This is a genomic window from Aeromonas sp. 2692-1 (assembly GCF_013085505.1).
In the GTDB taxonomy this organism is placed as follows: Bacteria; Pseudomonadota; Gammaproteobacteria; order Enterobacterales; family Aeromonadaceae; genus Aeromonas; species Aeromonas hydrophila.
Window position 1 is genome coordinate 4,874,301 of the sequence record NZ_CP038513.1, and the last position, 20,202, is coordinate 4,894,502.

Consider the following 20,202-nt stretch of genomic DNA (forward strand, 5'->3'; position numbering starts at 1 on the left):
TCAGGCCTCCCCTTTCGACTGGGCCTGCACCAGGGCGACCAGCGCCGTGACGGAGGCGAAATGACGACGGGTGTTTTCATCCTCGGCGGAGAGCACGATGCCGTAGCGACCCTTGATGGCAAGGCCCAGCTCCAGCGCATCGATGGAGTCCAGCCCCAGGCCGTCACCGAACAGCGGCGCCTGACTGTCGATGTCGTCAGGGGTGAGCCCCTCGAGGTTGAGGCTGTCGATGATGAGTTGTTTTATCTCTAGATGCAGGTCTTGCATAACTGTTCCACATGCTGTCATTGGGGCCCCGGTTGCAGGGCCTGGGTGAGAAACCGGGTCAACTGGCGGGCGGCCAGCGCACTGCTCTGGCCGGTGGCGACCACCTCGTCCGCCGCCACTTGCTGCAGGAATTCTATGGTGAAAATCGGCTTATTTTCCGGGATCTTGAACCATTTGTCCTGCTTGGTAAGAAATCGGGTGCTGCAGTGGATCCGCACCAGTTGCAACGGCACCTGGCTGCGCACCGCCAGCTGGGCCGCGCCGCGCTGCAGCTTGATGGGTTCGCCCGGGGTAGTGCGGGTTCCCTCCGGGAACACCAGCAGCAGGCCGCCGGCCCGGATCCGCGCCTGGCACAGGGCCAGCAGATCCTCCCCTGCCACGTTGGGCAGGTAGTCGGCCGCCCGCACCACGCCGCCGATGAAGGGGTTGCGCCAGAGGGACTGCTTGACGATGCAGTCGCACACCGGCATCTCGGCCGCCAGCATGACGTAATCGAGCAGACTGGGGTGATTGGCCACCACCAGGGCGCCGCGCAAGTGGGCGGGCATGCCGCTCACGCTGTACTCGAGCACTCCCCAGCCACGCAGCACGCCGAGAAACAGCCGAAAGCTGTGGCGGATGGTGAGCTGGGCCAGGGTACGACGCCGCTCGCCGCGCAGACAGAGCGCCAGCAGCGGAAACCAGAACAGGGAGAGCAGCAGGCCGCCCACCCCGAACAGGGTGAAGCCCAGAGCCGTGCCGATCAGCCGCCAGCCCCGGTTCAGCAACGCTGCCATCTCCACTCCTGACGGTCGTCAGCGAGGAGCAGGGTCGGCTCGCCTCGCAGCAGGGCACGCCAGCAGGCCAGACTCTGGGGCAGCGGGCGGGCAGCCGACGCGGCGGTGCGATGCGCCCCCGCGCAGTGCCACTCTTCGCCCGCCGTCAGCACCAGCCCCAGCGCATGGGGTGGCGCCTCCTCCGCCAACCAGGGGCGGTGAAACGCGGGCATCGGCCCCTCGAAAGCCACCAGCAACACCCGACGGGCACCGGCCTGCAGGGCGCAGACCGCTTCGGTCAGGCCCGCCATCAGGCTGTTCTCCCCCGCGGCCAGCGAGGTCATGGGGATGGCGGCCTTGCCCTGAATGGAGCAGAGCCCGGCGGCGGTGTTGTGTACCGACATGGAGAAATCGGTGGGCGACAACGCCTGCCCGTCCGCCAACGCCTGCAGCAGGGTCATGGAGCGGGCCAGCTCGCCATGACGGCTGACGAATACGGCACTGTCTATCTGGTGGCGGGCCAGCAGGCTCAGCCCCACCTGCACCGCCAGCCGGGCGCCCTGACTCAGGCGGCGCGCCATCATCATGGGCAGCAAGGGGGTGGCGGGAAACGGCGGGTCGACCGGCCAGCGGCCCTGCTGCGCCCACGCCTGCCAGGCAGCCTCATCGGCCAGACCGGGTGACAGGGCCTGACTATCCAGCAGCGAGAAAGAGAGCATGTTTCGGGCAACCTGTCCTTACATCGATGGGTGGACGCGAAGACGATAAAAGGCACTCACCCGGCGGGCAGTGCCTGCTCCACGACATTGAATGGCGTCATCGGCTTAATACCGGCGAATAATACCATTATTCATCAAAAATAATAGCCAGCGCAGATTATCAACCGCCTTGGTGATTGAAAATAAACTATTTGTGTTGTCTCATTGCCACGCCCAAATTGATGAATATCCTTCCCAAGGAAAATATTATGAAACTCATTAATAAAATATCCCTGCTGCTGGCCTGTGCCCTGCTTGCCGCCTGCTCCACCAGCCAGCCAATTCGCAATATGGCAGCCAATCCGGTGCCCTTCAATCTGACCGAAGAACAGGTGGCCAATGCCATTATTACGGCCGGCATCAGCAAGAGCTGGGTAATGCGCCAGGAGCAGCCAGGACTAATTCGAGGCCAAGTCAATGTGCGCCAGCATCAGGCGGTGATCAATATTCCTTATAGCGCTCGCGATTATTCCATTAATTATGTGAGCAGCGTCAATCTGGACGACAAAGGCAAGGGCAGCATCCACCGCAGTTATAACCGCTGGGTACTGGGTCTGAACCAGGCCATTCAGGCGGAACTCGCCCGCACCCAGAGCCGCTGATCCGGCAGGAGCCACCCCGTGAATCACTATCAGGCGGACCCCTACAACGCGCTGGAAGCCATCAGCGAGGCCCAGAAAATCGCCTTCGGGCCCATGCTGTTTCAGGCCAGCTGGTGCCTGCGTGAAACCGGGGTGCTGGCCTATCTCGAGACCCGCGGTTCACGGGGGGCCGCGCTAGCCGACATCGCCCAGGCGTGTCAGATCAGCGAATACGGCGCCGGCGTGCTGCTGGACATGGGGCTCGGCGGCGGGCTCTGCTATCTGAGCGAGGAGCACTATGTGCTGGGCCGGGTCGGCAAATACCTGCTGCACGACGCCATGAGCCGGGTCAATCTCGACTTCACCCAGCACGTCTGCTATCAACCCCTCGCCCACCTGCTCGACGCCATCCGCGACGGCACCCCCGCCGGTCTACAAGAGTTCGGCCCCTGGCAAACCCTCTATCCGCACCTGAGCGAGCTGCCCGAGCCGGCCCGCCGCAGCTGGTTCGCCTTCGATCACTTCTACTCCGACTGGGCCTTCCAGCAGGCCCAGGACAAGGTGTTTGGCTACGAGCCGCGCCACCTCTACGATCTTGGCGGCAACACCGGCAAGTGGGCCATCGCCTGCGCCAAGCGGGATCCGGCGCTGCAGGTCACCATCCTGGACTTGCCCGAGCAGCTGGCGCTGGCCCGCTGCAACATCGAGGAGGCGGGGCTGGCGGCGCGGGTGCATGGCCACCCGGTGGATCTACTGCAAGCGGGCCCCCTGCCCGGCGAGGCGGATATCTGGTGGATGAGCCAGTTTCTCGACTGCTTCAGCCACGCGCAGATCGTCGCCATCCTGAACCGGGTCAGACTGGCCATGAAAGCGGACGCCCGGGTCTGCATCCTGGAGCTGTTCTGGGACAGACAATCCTTTGAAGCCGCCAGTTTCAGTCTCAACGCCACCTCCCTCTACTTCACCTGTCTGGCCAACGGCAACAGCCGCTTCTACCACTCCAAACAGCTGTACCAGTGCCTGCGCGAGGCCCACTTTCACGTGGAGGCCGAGCACGAGATCCCGGGGCCCGGCCACACCCTGCTGGTTGCCCGCCCGTTGCACACGAGGCCATAATGCCGCCATCGGCATGGAGATGATGATGAAACGAGAAGGAGCACGGCATGAGGCGTGACTGCATGACCCTGATGGCCCTCGGCCTGACCCTGGGCAGCCTGCTCGGCGGCTGCGCCGACATCAAGGAGGCGGGCAGAACCGTGGGGCACACCACTCGCAACGTGACCCGCGAGATTGGCCACACCACCCGCGACGTGACCCGGGAGATCGGCCACGGCACCCGGGATACCGTCAAGAAGGTCGGGGATGAACTGAGCAAATGAAAACAGGGGCCGCGGCCCCTGTTTTCATGGTGCTCATGACCAGGCTCAGTTGCCCCACATGGCCATCAGCTGAGACTCCATGGCCTCTTCCTGCTCATCCGGCAGCTCGGCGAAGAAGTCCAGTCCGGTCTGCTCCTCCACCGCATCCACCGTCACGATGTAGTCTGCCAGCTTGCTGGCCGACACGTTCTGCTGCGGCAGGATGAAGGCGATCGCCTCCTTGTTGGCCACATCCATCACCACCCGGTAATAGGCGTGGGGCACGGTCACGCCGTTGCCGATGGAGGCGTCGGAGTTGGTGAAGATGGGGCCGGTGATCACGTAGACATCCTGGTAGGCGATGGCCCACTGCCGGGTCTTCTCCTCCAGGATGCGCCAGGCCCCCTGGTTGAGCGCCGGCAGCTGCGGGGTCATGTTGGTCAGCAGGAAGCTCTGCTTCATGGTGGTGGCAGTGGAGCGCATGTCCGCCGCCGGTGCCTGATGGCCGCGGTCATAACCTGAGCCCTTGTAGTCGGCCAGGGTGGCGCGGAACTGCACCGGCACCTCCTTGTCCTCGGCAAAGGCATCCTTGCGCGGCACCTGCCCCTGGGCGCTGGCGGCCGTCATCCGGTAAGAGACCCAGTCAGAGACCTTGGTGTCGTAGTTGTAACCGGCGGCATAGCCGTCCCGGCACAGCAGTTGACTGGATTGGCTGGGCACCCCGAGCTTGACGTGATCCTTGCATTGGAAGCCCGCCGCCAGGCTCGGGAAGGTGGTGAGAGTGAATCCGATAGCCAGAACTAATTTATTGATATTATTCATTATTATGCCACTCCTTGTATTAGGCGGAGTGATTTGACACCAGGTCGGATGAGTAAGGCAATCGAACAAATTGTGAGCGTGTCGGAAATGTGAAGAGGGCTGCAAATCGGTAAAATCGACGCCGCCAGCTGGGGGATTGTCATCCTTTTGTCATTGTGTCAGTGCAGTAACTTCGAGAGGCTTATCAGATAGATAGGAACAAAAAAGCGGAGCCGGTGGCTCCGCTGCAATCATCACTCCCGCTCAGCTCTTGACCTGAGGCCTGGGGGTATCGGGTTGGGAGGGCGGCAGAATAGGCAACACGATCTGCGGCTGCTCGCCGGTCAGGCTCTTGAGGTAGGCGGTCATGTCGTCCGCCTCCTGCTCGCTCAGGGTCTGGCCGAGCTGGATGTCCGCCATGATCTGCACCGCCTCCTTCAGATCCCACACAGATCCGTCGTGGAAGTAGGGATAGGTCAGCTCGATGTTGCGCAGGGTCGGCACCTTGAACCAGCCGATGAACTGCTTCTCGCCGGTCACCCCACCGCGTCCCTGGGCCGGGTTGTCGGTCTTGAACGGCTTGACCAGCCCCATCTTCTGATAGGAGTTGCCGCCGATGGCCACCCCGTTGTGGCAGGCGGTGCAACCCTTCTCCTTGAACAGCTGATAGCCCTTCAGCTGCTGCGCGGTCAGCGCCTTGGCATCCCCCTTCAGCCAGCGATCGAACGGCGCGTTGGGGGTGACCAGGGTCTCCTCGAAGGCGGCGATGGCATCGGTCACCTCGTCGATGCCGAAGTCCGCCTTGCCGTACACGGCGCTGAACCGGGCCCGGTACTCGGGCAGGGTGTGCAGGGTCTCCACCGCCAGCTTGTGGGTGAAGGCCATCTCCAGCGGGTTCTCGATGGGGCCCGCCGCCTGCGCCTGCAGATCCTTGGCACGCCCATCCCAGAACTGCACGAAGTTGAGGCTGGAGTTGAGCACGGTGGGCGAGTTGATCGGCCCCTCCTTCCACTTGTGGCCGAGGGAACTGACCTGGTTGTCTACCCCGCCGGTGGCCAGGTTGTGGCAGGAGTTGCAGGAGATGGCGTTGGATTTCGAGAGCCGCGGCTCGAAGAACAGCATCTTGCCCAGCTCGACTTTTTCCGGTGCGCTCACCTTGGCCGCTTCCACCGGCTGGATCGGCTCGTTCGCCCACCCCATCCCTGGCAGGCCCAACGCCAGCAACAGACAATATTTATTCATTTTTTCTCTCTCCCTTGTGGCTGTGCATAACAGCAGCCTCAGCCTGCCCGGGAAAGCCTGTGCATTATTTGTTCAAGATCAAATGAGACCAACAAAAACCACATTAAAAACAATGAATTAATATATTACAGACGGACTGGTGGCGGGGACTTGCGCGGCAAAAAAGAACTGAATTCCGATGAATGAATTATGAGCAAATTCATCTGCGATGACAGCCAATTAATTAGATTGCTGTCATTGAATAAAGCGATTATTCAATATGCAGGCGTGACCGCCCATTATTTAGATTCATCTTGAATACATCATAAATATCGTTGGTGGTCACCCAACCAATAATAAAAATACTGTCTGACCTTCTGTATCCCGCAATTCAGATGATGCCTTCCGTTATTTCCTCGTCAATGCAGGAAACGGATCGCCGTGCTTTTCAATCAAGATAAGGATGCATGATGAGAAAGTCCCTGTTGGCCGCCGCCCTGTTGCTCTGCCCCACCGCCTTCGCCGCCACCCCGCATTGGGAATACAGCGGTGAGGCCGGCCCGGCGCAGTGGGCCAGACTGACCCCGGAATTTGGCCAGTGTGCAGGCAGCAACCAGTCGCCGGTCAACCTCGACGGTCTGGTCGAGGCCAAGCTGGCCCCGCTGCAGTTTCACTACCTGGCGGGGGGCGCAGCGTCACCAACAACGGCCACACGGTGCAGGTCAACTATGCCCCGGGCAGCCGCCTTGAGCTCGACGGCATGCGCTTTGAGCTCAAGCAGTTCCACTTCCACGCCCCCAGCGAAAACCTCATCAAGGGCCACTCCTATCCGCTGGAGGGGCACCTGGTGCATGCCAACGCCAAGGGTGAGCTGGCGGTGGTGGCGGTGATGTTCGAGCCGGGCCAGGCCAATGCTGCCCTGAGCCAGGCCTGGCAACTGCTGCCGGCCAAGGCGGGAGAGAGTCACGCCTTCAAGGAACCGATCTCGGCCGAACAACTGCTGCCCGCCAAACGCGACTACTACCGCTTCAGCGGCTCGCTGACCACTCCGCCCTGCTCGGAAGGGGTACGCTGGCTGGTGATGAAGCAACCGGTGCAGGTGAGTCAGGCCCAGATCGACGCCTTCAAGGCGGTGATGCACCACCCCAACAACCGCCCCGTGCAGCCGCTGCACGGTCGACTGGTGCTGCAATAACGTCCCCCGGCGACTCACTGAGCCGAGATGAAAAAAAGAGGGCCCGCGGGCCCTCTTTTTTGTTGCGACAGCGGATCAGAGGCTGGCGGCGATGCGCGCCCCCAGCGCGGCGTTGTTCAGTACCAGCTGGATGTTGGCCGCCAGCGAGTTGCCGCCGGTCAGCTCGCACACCCGGGCCAGCAGGAAGGGGGTGGACTCCTTGCCCTTGACCCCCTGCTCGTCCGCCTCTCGCAGTGCCTGGGCAATGGCGGCGTCGATGTCGGCCTTAGGCATGGCAAACTGGGTCGGGATCGGGTTGGCCACTACGGCCCCCCCGCCAGCCCCAGCTCCCACTTCAGACGCAGCGCCTCGGCGATCGCCGCCGGGCTCTCCAGCCGGTAATCCACCTTGAAGCCGCTCTCGCGGGTGTAGAAGGCGGGCAGCTCCTCGGTCTGGTAGCCGATCACCGGCACGCCCTGGGTCTCCAAGTACTCCAGGGTCAGACCGATGTCGAGGATCGACTTGGCACCGGCGCAGACCACGGCTACCGGGGTCTGCGCAAATTCCTGCAGGTCGGCCGAGATGTCGAAGGTCTCCTGGGCACCGCGGTGCACGCCGCCGATGCCGCCGGTGGCGAACACCCGGATCCCGGCCATGGCGGCGATGATCATGGTGGAGGCCACCGTGGTCGCCCCCAGCCCCTTGTTCGCCAGCACGAAGGGAATGTCGCGGCGGCTGCACTTGGTGGCAGCATGACCGGCCCGGCCCAGCGCCTCCAGCGCCCCCTCATCCAGACCCACCTTGAGGCGGCCATCGATGATGGCGATGGTGGCCGGCACGGCGCCGTTGTCGCGCACCACCTGCTCGACCTGGCGCGCCGTCTCCACGTTCTGCGGATAGGGCATGCCGTGGGAGATGATGGTGGACTCCAGGGCCACCACCGGCTTGCCGGCGGCCAGCGCGGCGGCGACTTCAGGTTGGATATCGAGGTAAGCGTTCAACATGGGTACTCCTCCAGCATGCGTTCAACGGCGGCCTTGGATAGGCCGGAAAAGACGGTATCGGAACAATTGACGGTGAGGGCGGCGCAACCGAGGGCGAACCGGGTTGTCTCCATGATGCCCTGTTCCTGCAACCAGGCGTGGGCCAGCCCTGCCATGAAGGCATCGCCGCCGCCGGTCACGTTGACGACCGGGCTGCCGAGCACGGGCAGATGGCCCTGGCACTCCCCGTCGCTATAGAAAATTCCCTGATCGCCGAGGCTCAGGAACAACCGCTGCACCCCGGCGCGGTGGAACCAGGCCGCCGCCATGGGCCAGGTGTCGGGCCCGGCGATGGTGAAGCCGCACAGCTGCTCCGCCTCGCTGCGGTTGGGCTTGAGGGTGTGGATGCGGTGCAGCCAGGGGCGGATCTTCTCCACCTTGGCCACCGAGACGGTGTCGACGAAGATGATGTGCTCCCCCTGGCGCTCGAACAACCAGTCGAGGGTGTGAGTGGCGAGGTTGGTGTCGAGCACCCAGAGCCGGGCCGCGCCGAGAAAACCGCTCAAGGGGGTGAGCCGGGCCGGGGTGAGCTGCTCGATGATCGCCATGTCGTTGACGGCGCAGCTCATCTCGCCGCTGCCATCGTGCAGGCTGAGGTAACAGGAGGTGGCCTGGCCATCCAGCATCAGCACCTGGCGCACGTCGACGCCGGCACGCTGGGTCACGTCCAGCAGATGATGGCCGTATTGATCGTTGCCCACCGCGCTCAGCAGCCGGGTGTCGGTGCCAAGCCGCGCCAGGTTCTCGGCGATGTTGCGCCCCACCCCGCCGGCCGAGGTGCGTACCTTGCCGGGGTTGGAGTCGCCGATGCGCAGGTTGTCGTGGCTGCAGCCGCAGATATCCATGTTGGCGCCGCCGATCACCACGGCGTAGGGCCCTTCCCGCAGCACATAACCGCGCCCCTGCACATAGCCCTGGCGCATCAGGCTGGAGATGTGGCTCGCCAGCGCTGAGCGGCTGATGCCGAGCCTGTCTGCCAGCTCCTGCTGGGCAATCATGGGGTCCTGGCGCAGCAGGGCGAGGATCTCTTGCTCACGTTCCGTCATAGACAAACATCCAGTTACAAACGTTTGTCCATTATTTCCGAAAAACGTTTACCCGCCATCGCCTCGTGCAAAAATTGTCGGCTTGCGCACAAAAAATCACCGGGCAAAACCCGGTGACAGGAAAACGGTTTTCAGATGGTGCCATTCACCCCAACAACACCCAGACCTCGCCGGCACTGTGCATCACCGGCCAGCAGGCGACCCGCAATGCCGGGTCGTCCAGGCAGCGGCCATCCGCCAGGGCGTAACGCTGCTTGTAGAGCGGCGAGGCTACTACCGGCTCACCGTCGCAATCCCCCACCAGGCCGCGGCCCAGCACCGCTACCCCGGTCAGGGGATCCACCGCGTCCAGCGCATAGATCCGCTCACCGAGCCGGAACAGCGCCAGCGCCCTCCCCCCCAGCCAGGCGCTGCGCCCCGCCTGCTCAGGCAAGGCGGCCAGCTCGCATGCCCGCAGCCATTCGCCATGCTCCGATGGCAACATATCGTCCTTGAGTCTGTTCATCTCAACCTCCTGCTCTTTATGGCTGCTGCCCAACTCATAGCTACCATTCATACCCTCTCCTTGATGCCGATGGCTGGCTTGCAACCCGCTGGCCCGGTTCATACCACCGCCTTGACAGCGATATCCGGCACCCACTGACCCCGCTCCTCCCGCCGTGGCGGCGTCTGATCCTCGGGCCGGTTGACGAAGGCCTCGAACAGTTTGAGTTTGTCCGGATCCGCCAAGGTGCTCTTCCATTCACACTGCCAGCTGCCGACTATCCCCTCCATCATGGCTTCCAGCTCGGCGCCGATGCCGAGTCGGTCCTCGATGATCACCGACTTGAGGTAGTCGAGCCCGCCCTCCATGCTCTCCATCCAGACCGAGGTGCGCTGCAGCCTGTCCCCGGTGCGCACGTAGAACATCAGCAGCCGGTCGATGTAGCGGATCAGGGTCTGCTCGTCGAGATCGGTGGCAAAGAGGTCGGCGTGGCGCGGCCGCATGCCGCCGTTGCCGCACACATAGAGGTTCCAGCCCCGCTCGGTGGCGATGACGCCTATGTCCTTGCTCTGGGCCTCGGCGCACTCCCGGGTGCAGCCGGAGACCGCAAACTTCAGCTTGTGGGGAGCCCGCAGCCCCTTGTAGCGGTGCTCCAGGGTCTGGGTCAGGGTCATGGAGTCCTGCACCCCGTAGCGGCACCAGGTCGAACCCACGCAGGACTTCACGGTGCGCACCGACTTGCCGTAGGCCTGACCGGTCTCGAACCCCGCATCCACCAGCTCACCCCAGATGGCGGGCAGCTGATCGACCCGGGCGCCGAACAGGTCGATGCGCTGGCCGCCGGTGATCTTGGTGTAGAGGCCGTACTTGCGCGCCACCTCGCCGATGGTGATGAGGCCCTCCGGGGTGATCTCCCCGCCCGGAATGCGCGGCACCACCGAGTAGGTGCCGTCCTTTTGCAGGTTGGCAAGGAAGGCGTCGTTGCTGTCTTGCAGGGCGCGGTGGGGCTGCTCCAGCACGTGCTCGTTCCAGAGCGACGCCAGGATGGAGGCGACTGTCGGCCGGCAGATGTCGCAGCCCAGCCCCTTGCCGTGCTTGTCGCGCAGCGCCTCGAAGCTCTTCAGCTCGCCGACCCTGGCCAGGTGATAGAGCTCCTGACGGCTGTGGGCGAAGTGCTCGCACAGCCCCTTGTCCGCCTCTACCCCGAGATCCTCCAGGGTCTGCTCCACCACCTGCTTGAGCAGGTTGCTGCAGCCGCCGCAGCCGGTGCCCGCCTTGGTGCAGCTCTTCACCGCCGCCAGCTCGTGATTGCCCGCCTTGACGGCGGCCACCACGGCCCCCTTGCTGACGTTGTGGCAGGAGCAGAGGATGGCGCTGTCCGGCAGCACCAGGGGCGCCGCCGCGCCACCCGCCTCCCCCACCAGCAGGGAGAGCGGCGGCTGGGGCAGTGCCACCCCGTTCTGGTAGTACTGCAGCAGCCGCTCATAATCGGTGCCGTCCCCCACCAGGATGGCGCCGAGCAACCGGCTCCCCTCGCCGTCGGTCACCAGCTTCTTGTAGATGCCGTTGACCCTGTCCAGCAACAGCAGCTCCTGGGCGCCGGCGGTGCTGGCGTGGGCGTCACCGATGGAACCCACATCCACCCCCATCAACTTGAGCTTGGTGGACATGTCCGCCCCCACGAAGCGGCTCTCGCCGCCGCACAGGCTGGCCACGGCGGCGCGGGCCATCTGATAGCCGGGTGCCACTAGCCCGAAGATGCGGCCCTGCCAGAGCGCGCACTCACCGATGGCGAAGATGGCGGGATCCGAGCTGTGGCAGCCGTCGTCGATGCAGATGCCGCCACGCTCGCCGACGCTCAGCCCGGCCTGTCGGGCCAGGCCGTCGGCGGGTCGGATGCCGGCCGAAAACAGCAGCACGTCGGTCTCCAGGTGAGAGCCGTCCTTGAAGCGCAGCCGGTGGCGGGCCTGCTCCCCGTCCTCGATGCACTCGGTGACCTTCTCCACCAGCACCTCGACCCCGAGCGCCCGGATCTTGTCTCGCAGCACGGCGCCGCCGCTCTCGTCGAGCTGCACCGGCATCAGCCTGGGGGCGAACTCCACCACCTGGGTCTTGAGGCCGAGCAGGCGCAGCGCGTTGGCCGCTTCCAGCCCGAGCAGGCCGCCGCCGATCACCACGCCACTGCGGGCGCCAGCGCAGGCATCGCGGATGGCGGCGAGATCCCCCAGGGTGCGGTAGACGAAGCAGCCTTCCCGCCGATGGCCGGGAATGGGCGGCACGAAGGGCACGGAGCCGGTCGCCAGCACCAGTCGGTCGTAACCGAACTGCTCGCCACAGGCCAGGGTCAGGGTGCGGGTATCTCTGTCCAGCACCTCCACCTCGGCCCCCAGCCGCAGCGCAATGCCGTTCTCTTCATACCGGGCGGGATCCGCCATGCGCAGCGCCTCGGGCGCCTTGCCGCCGAATACTTCAGAGAGGTGCACCCTGTCGTAGGCGGAGTCCGGCTCGGCGCCGAACACCGTCACCTCGAAGCGCTCGAGGCCACCGACCGCCACCAGTTGCTCGACAAAGTGATGACCCACCATGCCGTTGCCTACCACCAGCAGCCGCTGTTTCTCCATCCTCTCGGACGACTCGACGCAGTGATGGTCCATCTCATCATCCATGCCGTTGCCCGCCATCAGCAGTTTCTCTTTGTTAGCCATATTTCTCTTCCTTGAATTCTGGGGCTCAGGCCCGGCGCTGGCTGCGAACTGGCTCGGCCACCTTGAGGGGCGTCACCTTGCGCTGCTTCTCGTAGAGGAAGCGCAGCACCTGCTGGCGCAGCTTGTGATAGTGACCATCGTCCGCCAGGGCGACCCTGTCTCTGGGCCTTGGCAAGTCCACGGTCAGGATCTCCCCGACCGTGGCGGCGGGGCCATTGGTCATCATGACAATGCGATCGGAGAGCAGCACCGCCTCGTCCACGTCGTGGGTGATCATGATGACGGTGTTGCCAAGCTCCGCCTGGATGGCCATCAGGGCGTCCTGCAGATGAGCCCGGGTCAGGGCATCGAGGGCACCGAACGGCTCGTCCATCAGCAGCACCTTGGGGGAGAGCGACAGGGCGCGGGCGATGCCGACCCGCTGCTTCATCCCTCCCGACAGCTCATGGGGCATCTTCTGGCTGGCGTGATCCATCTGCACCAGGGAGAGGTAGTAGTCCACCCGCTCCGCCACCGCCCGCCGGTTCGGCTCCACCTGGGCCACTGCCAGCGCTACGTTCTGCTGGACGCTGAGCCAGGGCAGCAGGGCGTGGTTCTGGAACACCATGGCCCGCTCCGGGCCCGGCCCCGCCACCTCGCGCCCGTCGAGGATGATGCCCCCCGTGGTGGGCTCCAGCAGCCCGGCCACCAGATTGAGCACGGTACTCTTGCCGCAGCCGGAGTGACCGATGAGGGAGACGAACTCCCCCCGCTCGATGCGCAGGTTGACCCGGCTGAGTGCCTCGAAGCGCCCCTGCTCCGTCTCGAACGAGATGCCGACGTCGCTTAACTGCAGATAACTCTTCATTGGCTCTTCTCCCGCCTGAATATGAATGTGATTAACGCAGCACCTGCCGCTTGTCCCAGGACAACCACTGCTGCAGGGCCAGCATGCCCCTGTCCAGGGCGCAGCCGATGAGGCCAATGGTGATCACCGCCACCATGATGCGGGCCAGCGAGGTCGAGCCGCCGCTCTGGAACTCGTCCCACACGAACTTGCCGAGCCCCGGGTTCTGGGCCAGCATCTCAGCCGCGATCAGCACCATCCAGGCCACCCCCAGGGAGAGCCGCAGCCCGGTAAAGATCATGGGCAGGGCGCCGGGCAGCACGATGCGCCGCACGTGGGTCAGGAAAGAGAGCCGCAACACCCGGCTGACGTTGTGCAGATCCCGGTCCAGCCCCGCCACCCCGACCGCAGTGTTGATCAGGGTCGGCCAGAGGGAGCAGAGGGTCACCGTCAGCGCCGAGGTGAGGAAAGATTTGGCAAGCCAGGGAGTCGGGCTGGCGTAGAGTGCACTCACCACCAGGGTGATGAGCGGCAGCCAGGCCAGCGGCGACACCGGCTTGAGCAGCTGGATCACCGGGTTGGCGGCGCGATAGAGCCCCTGATTCATGCCGAGCAGTACCCCGCACGGGATGGCGATCAGGGTCGCGAGGCCAAAGCCGCACAGCACGGTGAGCAGGCTGGTCCCTATCTGATCGAAGAAGGTGGGGCGCCCTGTGTAGGGGCGCAGCTTTACCTCGGCCGCCGGATCCGCAGCCAGTCGCTCGGCGTTGCGCACCCGCTGGCGCTCGAGGAAGGCGCTCGCTTTCTCCCGCTCGGCCAGGTGATCCTGACCCAGCGACCAGAGCTGGCTGGCGGTGGCAAGCGGCCCCGGCAACGTGCCTAGGCTGGTCTGTACCTGGCTCGCCCCCCACTGCCAGAGGCCGAGGAACAGCAGCACACCCAACAGGGGCTGCACCAGGTTTTTCCAATCCATGATTTTCCACTGATGTCGTTTCATTGCGCGCTCCTCGCTCATTGCACCCGCTCATCGCCCTTGAGGCCGATGGCGAACTGCTGCAGATAGGCGTTGGGGTGGCGGCCGTCGTAGATGAGGCCGTCAATGAAGCCATCCTGAGGGCCGCGATAGCCCTGCTCGCTGGCAAAGTCGGGGAAGTCCTGCGCCTTGAGCTTGCCCTCGGCGATCAGCGCCTCGGCGGCCAGACGATAGACCTCGGGTTGATACACTGCCTTGGCCACCTGCTCGAACCAGGCATCCGGCTTGGCCTCGGGGATCTGGCCCCAGCGCCGCATCTGGGTCAGATACCAGATGGCGTCCGAGTAGTAGGGGTAGGTAGCGTGATGGCGAAAGAAGACGTTGAAGTCCGGCAATTGGCGCACGTCCCCCTTGCCGTACTCGAAGGTGCCGGTCATGGAGCTGGCGATCACCGCCTCGTCGGCCCCCACGTACTCGGGCTTGGCCAAGAGTCTGGCCGCCTCGCGCCGGTTGCCGTTCTGCTCGGCATCCAGCCACCAGGCGGCCCGCAGCAGCGCCTTCACCAGCCGGACGTGGGCGTTGGGGTGGCGCTCGGCCCACTGCCGGGTGACGCCGAACACCTTCTCAGGGTTGTTGCGCCAGACCTCCTGATCGGTAATGACCGGCACCCCGATCCCCTTGGCGAGCGCCTGCTGGTTCCAGGGCTCCCCCACGCTGTAGCCGGCGATGGTGCCCGCCTCCAGGGTGGCAGGCATCTGCGGCGGCGGGGTGACTGACAGCAGCACGTCCGCCTGGCGCTGGCCCGAGTTGTCCCCGAGCTTGGGTGCGTAGAAACCGGGATTCAGGCCGCCGGCCGCCAGCCAGTACCTGAGCTCGTAGTTGTGGGGAGAGACGGGGAACACCATCCCCATGTTGAACGGCTTGCCCGCCTGCCGGTATTGCTCCACCACCGGCTTGAGGGCGGCGGCGCTCACCGGCGCCGGCACCTTGCCCGCCACCGGTTTGGGCAGTTTGGCCGCCATGGCGGCCCACACCGGCTTGGCCACCGTGATGGCGTTGCCGTTGAGATCCATGGCAAACGCCGTCACCAGCTCGGCCTGGGTACCGATGCCGATGTGAGCCGCCAGGGGCTGGCCCGCCAGCATCTGGGCGCCGTCCAGCTCGCCGTCGATCACCCGATCCAGCAGGATCTTCCAGTTCGCCTGGGCCTCGAGGGTGACATAGAGCCCCTCGTCCTCGAAATAGCCGCGCTCATAGGCCACCGCCAGCGGTGCCATGTCGGTCAGCTTGATGAAGCCGAGCTTGATCTCCTCCTGCTCGGGCGCCCCCACCACGGCCAGCGCCGGCAGTGACAACACCGCCAGCAGCATCCCCGCACATCCTTGTCGTCTGTTCATGCCATTCCCTCGCTCGGTTCCTGTTCCGGGCTCTCGCCCGCCTGCCTCGTTGCAGGATGACGACCAAAAAAAAGCCCCACCGATCCGGGATCGGTGAGGCTTCTTTGCCCTGTTGCCGGTGGAGCCTTGCGGCCTCACCACTGCGTCTTGTTCTGTCTGTTCGTTGATTCACTTTCCGTGCCAATCTGGCCAAGCCACCGCTGGCGGGCCCTGAGCGGCCCTAGGCGCCTCCCCTGCCCGTTTATGCGCCTCAATGAGGCGCAGTTGCACCAAAACGGTTTGCCAGTCCCTTCAGAACCGGTTCGCGATCTGTCACGAGAGGTCGTCAGCAAGGTAAAGAGCAGCGCAGGAACCGGAGTTTATAGACATAAATGAGGATTCCGAGCGGCACATGAGCCTTGATCACGGCCTCGCAGTAGGAGCGTGGACCCGGTTCTCAGGCGGGCAGTGCCAACAGCAGTTGCCGAGCCAGCTCCCCCAGGCTCAGGTGCCGACTCATGGCGGTGCTGCGCATCAGGCGGTAGGCCTGCTCCTCGTCCAGCCCCTGATGGCGCATCAGCCGCCCCTTGGCCTGCTCGATCAGCCGCCGCTCCACCAGCTGCTGGCGCAGCTCGCTCTCGGTCTGCGCCAGCGCCTGCACCATGGCCAGCTGGCTGCGGGCGAGGCGCAGCCACTGCTCCACCGGCTCCTTCTCCCCGCACGGGTGGGGCACCAGCAAGACTCCCTGTTGCAGCAAGGCCTGCTGCGCCTCGCCCCCCAGCCGCTCGCAGAACAGCAGGCGCGGCATGTCAGGCCAGAGGGAGAGACCGAGCCGCGTCTCGGCGTCGAAACGGCGACTGCTGACGAGCAGGGCATCTCCCTGCCCGTCCGGGCTCAGCAGCTGGCGAGCATCGAGGATCCTGGGCTGATGGCCATACTGGCTGACCAAGAGGGCCATCCGGTTGGCCTGACCCGGCTCGTCGGCGTGGATCAGCAGGCGGGAAACGGGGCCAGCGGGCCCCCCTGAAGTGAGAATGGTCATGGCGCTCCTTGCCAACGGCATTCGATTGGTCTGCCACCACTGTGGTCTGTCACCACAGAGGCAACATGAGCGCCAACTGTTTGAATCTACCCCCTTTTTATTCCTCTGGAGGTAGTAGAGGTAGAGGGGGAGCGGCGGCTCAGGCCACCCGATCCAGCGCCTGTCCCAGCAGGCCCTGCAGCTCGGCCCGCAGGCGCACCACCTCCCCCATGATCATCAGCACCGGGCTCTGGCCGAGCAGGGCCCCGGCGGCCTGCGCCAGCCCGTCCAGCCGGGTCTCATGGACTTGCTGGCGGGCGCTGCAACCGGCCACCACCAGCGCCACCGGCAGATCCGGTGAGGCACCGGCCGCCAGCAACCCCTGCCGGATCTCGGCCGCCCGCTCCAGCCCCATGTAGAACACCAGGGTGTGGCCGGCCCGGGTCAATCCCTGCCAGCCCTGATAGTCGCCCTCGTCCATCAGGTGGCCGGTGACCAGGGTCAGGGAGCGGGCCAGCCCCCTGTGGGTCAGCGGGATCAGGCTGCTGGCGGCGCAGCCAAGCGCCGCCGTGATGCCGGGCACCAGTTCGGCCTCGATGCCGTGGCGGGCCAGGTGCAGTGCCTCCTCGCCACCACGGCCGAACACCAGGGGATCGCCCCCCTTGAGCCGCACCACCCGCTTGCCGGTGCGAGCCAGCGCCAGCAGCAGGGCGTTGATCTGCGCCTGACTCGGGCTCGGCTCGCCGCAGCGCTTGCCCACGTCAAAGCGGGCCGCCCCCTGGGGAATGCGGGCCAGGATCTCCTCCCCCACCAGGCGGTCATAGACCACCACCTCCGCCGCCTCGAGCCGCTGCAGCGCGCGCAGGGTCAACAATTCGAGCGGGCCTGGACCGGCCCCTACCAGACTGATTTGGCTCATCACAGACTCCTTGTATCCCGTCTTAAGCGGTGGTGATAAAAACATGTTTGATCAACAGCTTGTCGATCTCTGGCAGGCAGGTTCCGCAGTTGCTGCCGCAGCCGAGCAGGGCCTGCAGCCCCGCCAGCTCGCTCACCCCCTGTCGCACGATGGCATCGACGATGCGCAGCTCCGACACCCGCAGGCAGGAGCAGATCAGCCGGCTCTCCCCCAGCAGGGCTGCACTCAGGGTCTGGCTCAGGGCTCCCGCCTGCAGCGGGGTGCCGAGCAGGCTCGCCAGCAGCTCGACCTTGATGTCCGGGCGCCGCTCCCCCACCAGCAGCAGGCCATCGATGCGATCCCCGGCCAGCACCACGGCGAGCCAGCCCGATGCTAGCGGCAGTCGCAGCCAGCGTCCCTGGGTTGCCAGCCGTTGCCACAAGGCTTCGGGCGCTTCTGACCAGGAGGCCAGCAGGGTGCAGTTGCCCTCGGGCAGGGGGCGCCTGGCCCACCAGTCCAGCGGCTCGTCCCAGTCTCGCCGACCGAGCCAGAGTCCCTGCCAACGGGTCGGCTGCGGCTCGGCCCGCACCCGGCCCTGCTTGAACATGGGCTGGCCGGAAAGGGGATCCACCACGGCGGCAATAAGGCGATTGACCGCCCCCTGACTGCACTGGCTGTCGGTCCAGTGCATGGGCAGGAAGGCCTCCCCCTCCCTGAGCCCCTCGTCCAGCCCCACCAACAGCCGCGCCTCCCCGAGCTCGTTGTGAAGGCGCACCAGATCCCCCTCCTTGAACCCCAGCGCCAGCAGGCTGGCGGCGCCGAGCCGCACCCTGGGCCAGGGCTCGGCCTCCTGCAGGCGCGGTACGTGGCCGGTGCGGGTCATGGTGTGCCACTGATCCCGCAGCCGACCACTGTTAAGCAGCAAGGAGAGGCCCGCCTGCGGCTGCACCGCTTCTGGCGCAGCGACAGGCTCGGGGGGAAAGAGCTGGGCCAGGGGCAGCAGACGGGCACGGCCATCCGGGGTGGCGAAGCGCCCATCCTCGAACAGCCGGGCCCGGCCCTGGGGCCAGCGGGCATTGACGGGCCAACTCAGCGGCGCCAGCGCCTCGAACTCGGCCCGACTGAGGCGGGCCAGCCCCGAGATGTCGAACTGGCGTTGCCCCTCGTTCTCAAAGCCCGACAGGGCGGCGTGTTCACAGAAGATCTCGTGCTCGTGCTCATAGGCAAACCCTTCACCGAAGCCGAGCCGGCGGGCCAGCCGGGTCAGCGCCCACCAGTCGGGCCTGGCCTCCCCCGGCAGGGGCAGGAAGGCGCGCTGGCGGCTGATGGTGCGCTCCGAGTTGGTGACGGTGCCGCTCTTCTCCCCCCAGGCGGCGGCGGGCAGCAGCAGGTGGGCGAGGCGCGCCGTGTCGGTGTTCGCGGTCACCTCGGAGACCACCAGCAGCTCGCAGCGAGCCAGCGCCTCACGCACCCGGTTGCCGTCTGGCAGGGAGACCGCCGGGTTGGTGCCGAGTACCCAGAGCGCGCGGATCTCCCCCCGGTGCACCGCCTCAAACAATTCCACCGCCTTGTGGCCGGGGCCGCCCACCATGGTCGGGCTCTGCCAGAAACGCTGCACCCGATCGCGCTCAGCCTCGCCAAAGCCCATGTGGGCCGCCAGCTGGGTCGCCAGCCCCCCCACCTCGCGCCCGCCCATGGCGTTCGGTTGCCCCGTCATGGAGAAGGGAGCCGCCCCCGGCTTGCCGATGCGCCCGCACAGCAGATGGGCGTTGATGATGGCGTTGGCCTTGTCCACCCCTTGGTTGGACTGGTTGATCCCCTGGCAGAACAGACTGACCGTTTTGGGGGTGCAGGCAAACAGCCGGTAGAAGCCGAGCAGATCCCCTGGCGCCAGATCGCAACATTGGGCCACCGCCTCCAGCTGCCAGGCCGGGTCGTCCAGCGCCGCCGCCAGCGCCTCGAAGCCGCTCACATGACGCGCCACGTAATCCTTGTCCCAGCCGTCGTGATCGAGCAGGTAGCGGCACAGTCCGTTCCACAGTGCCACGTCGCTGCCGGGCCTGAGGGCCAGGTGCAGGTCCCCCTGCTCCGCCGTCATGGTGCGGCGCGGATCCAGTACCACCAGCCTGAGCTCGGGGCGCCGCGCCCGCGCCTGCTGCAGGCGACGAAACAGCACGGGGTGGGTCCAGGCGGTGTTGGCGCCAGTGATCACCACCAGATCCGCCAGTTCCAGATCCTCGTAACAGGCGGGCACCAGATCCTCGCCGAAGGCGCGCTGATGGGCCGCCACCGCCGACGACATGCAGAGCCGGGAGTTGGTATCCACGTTGGCGCTGCCGAGATACCCCTTCATCAGCTTGTTGGCGACGTAGTAATCCTCGGTGGTGAGCTGGCCCGACAGGTAGATGCCGATGGCCTGTGGGCCGGATTCGGCCAGAATGGCGGCGAAACGCTCCGCCAGGGTATCCAGGGCCTGCTCCCAGTCGATGCGCTGCCCCAGCCAACGCGGATAGAGCAGGCGATCGGGGAAATCCAGACTCTCCAGCAGACTGGCCCCCTTGACGCACAGAGCCCCCGCGTTGGCCGGATGCCCCTCATCCCCCTGCAGCTGCCAGCCATCCCCCTCCTGGCTCAGCCGGATGCCGCAGCCCACTCCACAATAGGCACAGGTGGTGTTCATTCCCTTGCTCCTCGTCGTCCGGCTCCCCATCCCTGGGTCGCCGCTGCCATGGCCCATAAAAAAAGCGCCCGCCCCCGCTGGGGACGGACGCCTTTGTCCGGATAAGCCGCATTTACTCTCTCCTGGGATAACTGCAAACCCTGCGCCAAGATGTCAGCCCCTGCGCCACTGCGGCCACTCAGGCCGAGTTGCGCCGGGACGGTGCAAGCGCCCCCTTGTTGGGCCCGTCAGGCGG

17 protein-coding genes and 2 pseudogenes are annotated in these 20,202 nt (G+C 65.5%); 4 read left to right on the forward strand and 15 right to left on the reverse strand.

All coding sequences use genetic code 11. The features are described from left to right. The 3 genes from E5E97_RS22725 to E5E97_RS22735 are packed head-to-tail and all read right to left on the reverse strand — an operon-like array spanning position 1 to position 1,741. Positions 1-267, reverse strand: a complete 267-nt coding sequence (locus E5E97_RS22725; RefSeq protein ID WP_029299230.1) for a phosphopantetheine-binding protein — start codon at positions 265-267, stop codon at positions 1-3. A 17-nt stretch (positions 268-284) separates the two neighbouring features. Continuing rightward, positions 285-1,043: a lysophospholipid acyltransferase family protein gene (locus tag E5E97_RS22730; protein WP_171281155.1), complete on the reverse strand. Its 759-nt coding sequence runs from the start codon at positions 1,041-1,043 to the stop codon at positions 285-287. After that, positions 1,028-1,741, reverse strand: a complete 714-nt coding sequence (locus E5E97_RS22735) for a beta-ketoacyl synthase chain length factor (RefSeq protein WP_171281156.1) — start codon at positions 1,739-1,741, stop codon at positions 1,028-1,030. Before E5E97_RS22735 ends, E5E97_RS22730 begins: the two co-directional genes overlap by 16 nt. A gap of 176 nt (positions 1,742-1,917) precedes the next feature. On the opposite strand from E5E97_RS22735, the gene E5E97_RS22740 reads away from it, so the two are divergent. From E5E97_RS22740 to E5E97_RS22750, 3 genes are read left to right on the forward strand one after another with little or no spacing between them, the layout of a single operon-like run. Beyond that, complete coding sequence (locus tag E5E97_RS22740) at positions 1,918-2,382, forward strand: hypothetical protein (RefSeq protein WP_011707164.1); 465 nt, start codon at positions 1,918-1,920, stop codon at positions 2,380-2,382. Positions 2,383-2,400: 18 nt separating this feature from the next. After that, positions 2,401-3,477 (forward strand): methyltransferase, encoded by a 1,077-nt coding sequence (locus E5E97_RS22745; protein WP_171281157.1) that lies wholly within the window; start codon positions 2,401-2,403, stop codon positions 3,475-3,477. A gap of 47 nt (positions 3,478-3,524) precedes the next feature. Next, a complete protein-coding gene (locus tag E5E97_RS22750) occupies positions 3,525-3,740 on the forward strand; it encodes a hypothetical protein (protein ID WP_017409353.1) in 216 nt (71 codons plus the stop codon). A gap of 45 nt (positions 3,741-3,785) precedes the next feature. On the opposite strand, the gene E5E97_RS22755 is transcribed toward E5E97_RS22750, so the two are convergent. Both E5E97_RS22755 and E5E97_RS22760 read right to left on the reverse strand, forming a co-directional pair. Continuing rightward, on the reverse strand, positions 3,786-4,541 hold the full coding sequence (locus tag E5E97_RS22755; RefSeq protein WP_011707167.1) for a DNA/RNA non-specific endonuclease: 756 nt from the start codon (positions 4,539-4,541) through the stop codon (positions 3,786-3,788). A 243-nt stretch (positions 4,542-4,784) separates the two neighbouring features. Continuing rightward, positions 4,785-5,762, reverse strand: a complete 978-nt coding sequence (locus tag E5E97_RS22760) for a cytochrome-c peroxidase (protein ID WP_029299222.1) — start codon at positions 5,760-5,762, stop codon at positions 4,785-4,787. Positions 5,763-6,211: 449 nt separating this feature from the next. On the opposite strand from E5E97_RS22760, the pseudogene E5E97_RS22765 reads away from it, so the two are divergent. Further along, positions 6,212-6,936: pseudogene (locus tag E5E97_RS22765) on the forward strand (carbonic anhydrase). Positions 6,937-7,011: 75 nt separating this feature from the next. Here E5E97_RS22765 and E5E97_RS22770 read toward each other — a convergent pair. The 10 genes and pseudogenes from E5E97_RS22770 to E5E97_RS22815 form a co-directional block, all read right to left on the reverse strand. Then, a pseudogene (locus E5E97_RS22770) lies at positions 7,012-7,919 on the reverse strand (pseudouridine-5'-phosphate glycosidase). Continuing rightward, positions 7,913-9,004, reverse strand: coding sequence for a PfkB family carbohydrate kinase (locus tag E5E97_RS22775; protein ID WP_024943589.1), 1,092 nt, complete (start codon positions 9,002-9,004; stop codon positions 7,913-7,915). The pseudogene E5E97_RS22770 and the gene E5E97_RS22775 overlap by 7 nt, the downstream one beginning before the upstream one ends. Positions 9,005-9,149: 145 nt before the next feature. After that, positions 9,150-9,509: a nitrite reductase small subunit NirD gene (gene nirD, locus E5E97_RS22780; RefSeq protein ID WP_171281158.1), complete on the reverse strand. Its 360-nt coding sequence runs from the start codon at positions 9,507-9,509 to the stop codon at positions 9,150-9,152. A 98-nt stretch (positions 9,510-9,607) separates the two neighbouring features. Further along, on the reverse strand, positions 9,608-12,193 hold the full coding sequence (gene nirB, locus E5E97_RS22785; RefSeq protein ID WP_171281159.1) for a nitrite reductase large subunit NirB: 2,586 nt from the start codon (positions 12,191-12,193) through the stop codon (positions 9,608-9,610). Between the two features lie 25 nt (positions 12,194-12,218). Next, positions 12,219-13,040: an ABC transporter ATP-binding protein gene (locus tag E5E97_RS22790; RefSeq protein WP_171281160.1), complete on the reverse strand. Its 822-nt coding sequence runs from the start codon at positions 13,038-13,040 to the stop codon at positions 12,219-12,221. A gap of 31 nt (positions 13,041-13,071) precedes the next feature. Next, entirely contained in the window at positions 13,072-13,992 is a 921-nt protein-coding gene (locus E5E97_RS22795; protein ID WP_227290879.1) for an ABC transporter permease, read from the reverse strand. A 38-nt stretch (positions 13,993-14,030) separates the two neighbouring features. Further along, positions 14,031-15,389: a CmpA/NrtA family ABC transporter substrate-binding protein gene (locus E5E97_RS22800; RefSeq protein WP_253265128.1), complete on the reverse strand. Its 1,359-nt coding sequence runs from the start codon at positions 15,387-15,389 to the stop codon at positions 14,031-14,033. 436 nt (positions 15,390-15,825) lie between these two features. Beyond that, a complete protein-coding gene (locus tag E5E97_RS22805) occupies positions 15,826-16,410 on the reverse strand; it encodes an ANTAR domain-containing response regulator (protein WP_171281161.1) in 585 nt (194 codons plus the stop codon). A 139-nt stretch (positions 16,411-16,549) separates the two neighbouring features. Continuing rightward, on the reverse strand, positions 16,550-17,308 hold the full coding sequence (gene cobA, locus E5E97_RS22810; RefSeq protein ID WP_171281162.1) for a uroporphyrinogen-III C-methyltransferase: 759 nt from the start codon (positions 17,306-17,308) through the stop codon (positions 16,550-16,552). A gap of 22 nt (positions 17,309-17,330) precedes the next feature. After that, positions 17,331-19,967 carry a nitrate reductase gene (locus E5E97_RS22815; protein ID WP_171281163.1) on the reverse strand — a complete coding sequence of 879 codons (2,637 nt, stop codon included), beginning with the start codon at positions 19,965-19,967 and terminating at the stop codon, positions 17,331-17,333. Between the last annotated feature and the right edge of the window lie 235 nt (positions 19,968-20,202).

What these genes read in the sequence shown, in the direction of transcription:
- nirB (WP_171281159.1), bottom strand. Translation starts at nt 12,193, where the DNA reads ATGGCTAACAAAGAGAAACTGCTGATGGCGGGCAACGGCATGGATGAT.
- E5E97_RS22730 (WP_171281155.1), bottom strand. Translation starts at nt 1,043, where the DNA reads ATGGCAGCGTTGCTGAACCGGGGCTGGCGGCTGATCGGCACGGCTCTG.
- E5E97_RS22750 (WP_017409353.1), top strand. Translation starts at nt 3,525, where the DNA reads ATGAGGCGTGACTGCATGACCCTGATGGCCCTCGGCCTGACCCTGGGC.
- nirD (WP_171281158.1), bottom strand. Translation starts at nt 9,509, where the DNA reads ATGAACAGACTCAAGGACGATATGTTGCCATCGGAGCATGGCGAATGG.
- E5E97_RS22755 (WP_011707167.1), bottom strand. Translation starts at nt 4,541, where the DNA reads ATGAATAATATCAATAAATTAGTTCTGGCTATCGGATTCACTCTCACC.
- E5E97_RS22800 (WP_253265128.1), bottom strand. Translation starts at nt 15,389, where the DNA reads ATGAACAGACGACAAGGATGTGCGGGGATGCTGCTGGCGGTGTTGTCA.
- E5E97_RS22725 (WP_029299230.1), bottom strand. Translation starts at nt 267, where the DNA reads ATGCAAGACCTGCATCTAGAGATAAAACAACTCATCATCGACAGCCTC.
- E5E97_RS22790 (WP_171281160.1), bottom strand. Translation starts at nt 13,040, where the DNA reads ATGAAGAGTTATCTGCAGTTAAGCGACGTCGGCATCTCGTTCGAGACG.
- cobA (WP_171281162.1), bottom strand. Translation starts at nt 17,308, where the DNA reads ATGAGCCAAATCAGTCTGGTAGGGGCCGGTCCAGGCCCGCTCGAATTG.
- E5E97_RS22795 (WP_227290879.1), bottom strand. Translation starts at nt 13,992, where the DNA reads ATGGATTGGAAAAACCTGGTGCAGCCCCTGTTGGGTGTGCTGCTGTTC.
- E5E97_RS22760 (WP_029299222.1), bottom strand. Translation starts at nt 5,762, where the DNA reads ATGAATAAATATTGTCTGTTGCTGGCGTTGGGCCTGCCAGGGATGGGG.
- E5E97_RS22735 (WP_171281156.1), bottom strand. Translation starts at nt 1,741, where the DNA reads ATGCTCTCTTTCTCGCTGCTGGATAGTCAGGCCCTGTCACCCGGTCTG.
- E5E97_RS22815 (WP_171281163.1), bottom strand. Translation starts at nt 19,967, where the DNA reads ATGAACACCACCTGTGCCTATTGTGGAGTGGGCTGCGGCATCCGGCTG.
- E5E97_RS22805 (WP_171281161.1), bottom strand. Translation starts at nt 16,410, where the DNA reads ATGACCATTCTCACTTCAGGGGGGCCCGCTGGCCCCGTTTCCCGCCTG.
- E5E97_RS22775 (WP_024943589.1), bottom strand. Translation starts at nt 9,004, where the DNA reads ATGACGGAACGTGAGCAAGAGATCCTCGCCCTGCTGCGCCAGGACCCC.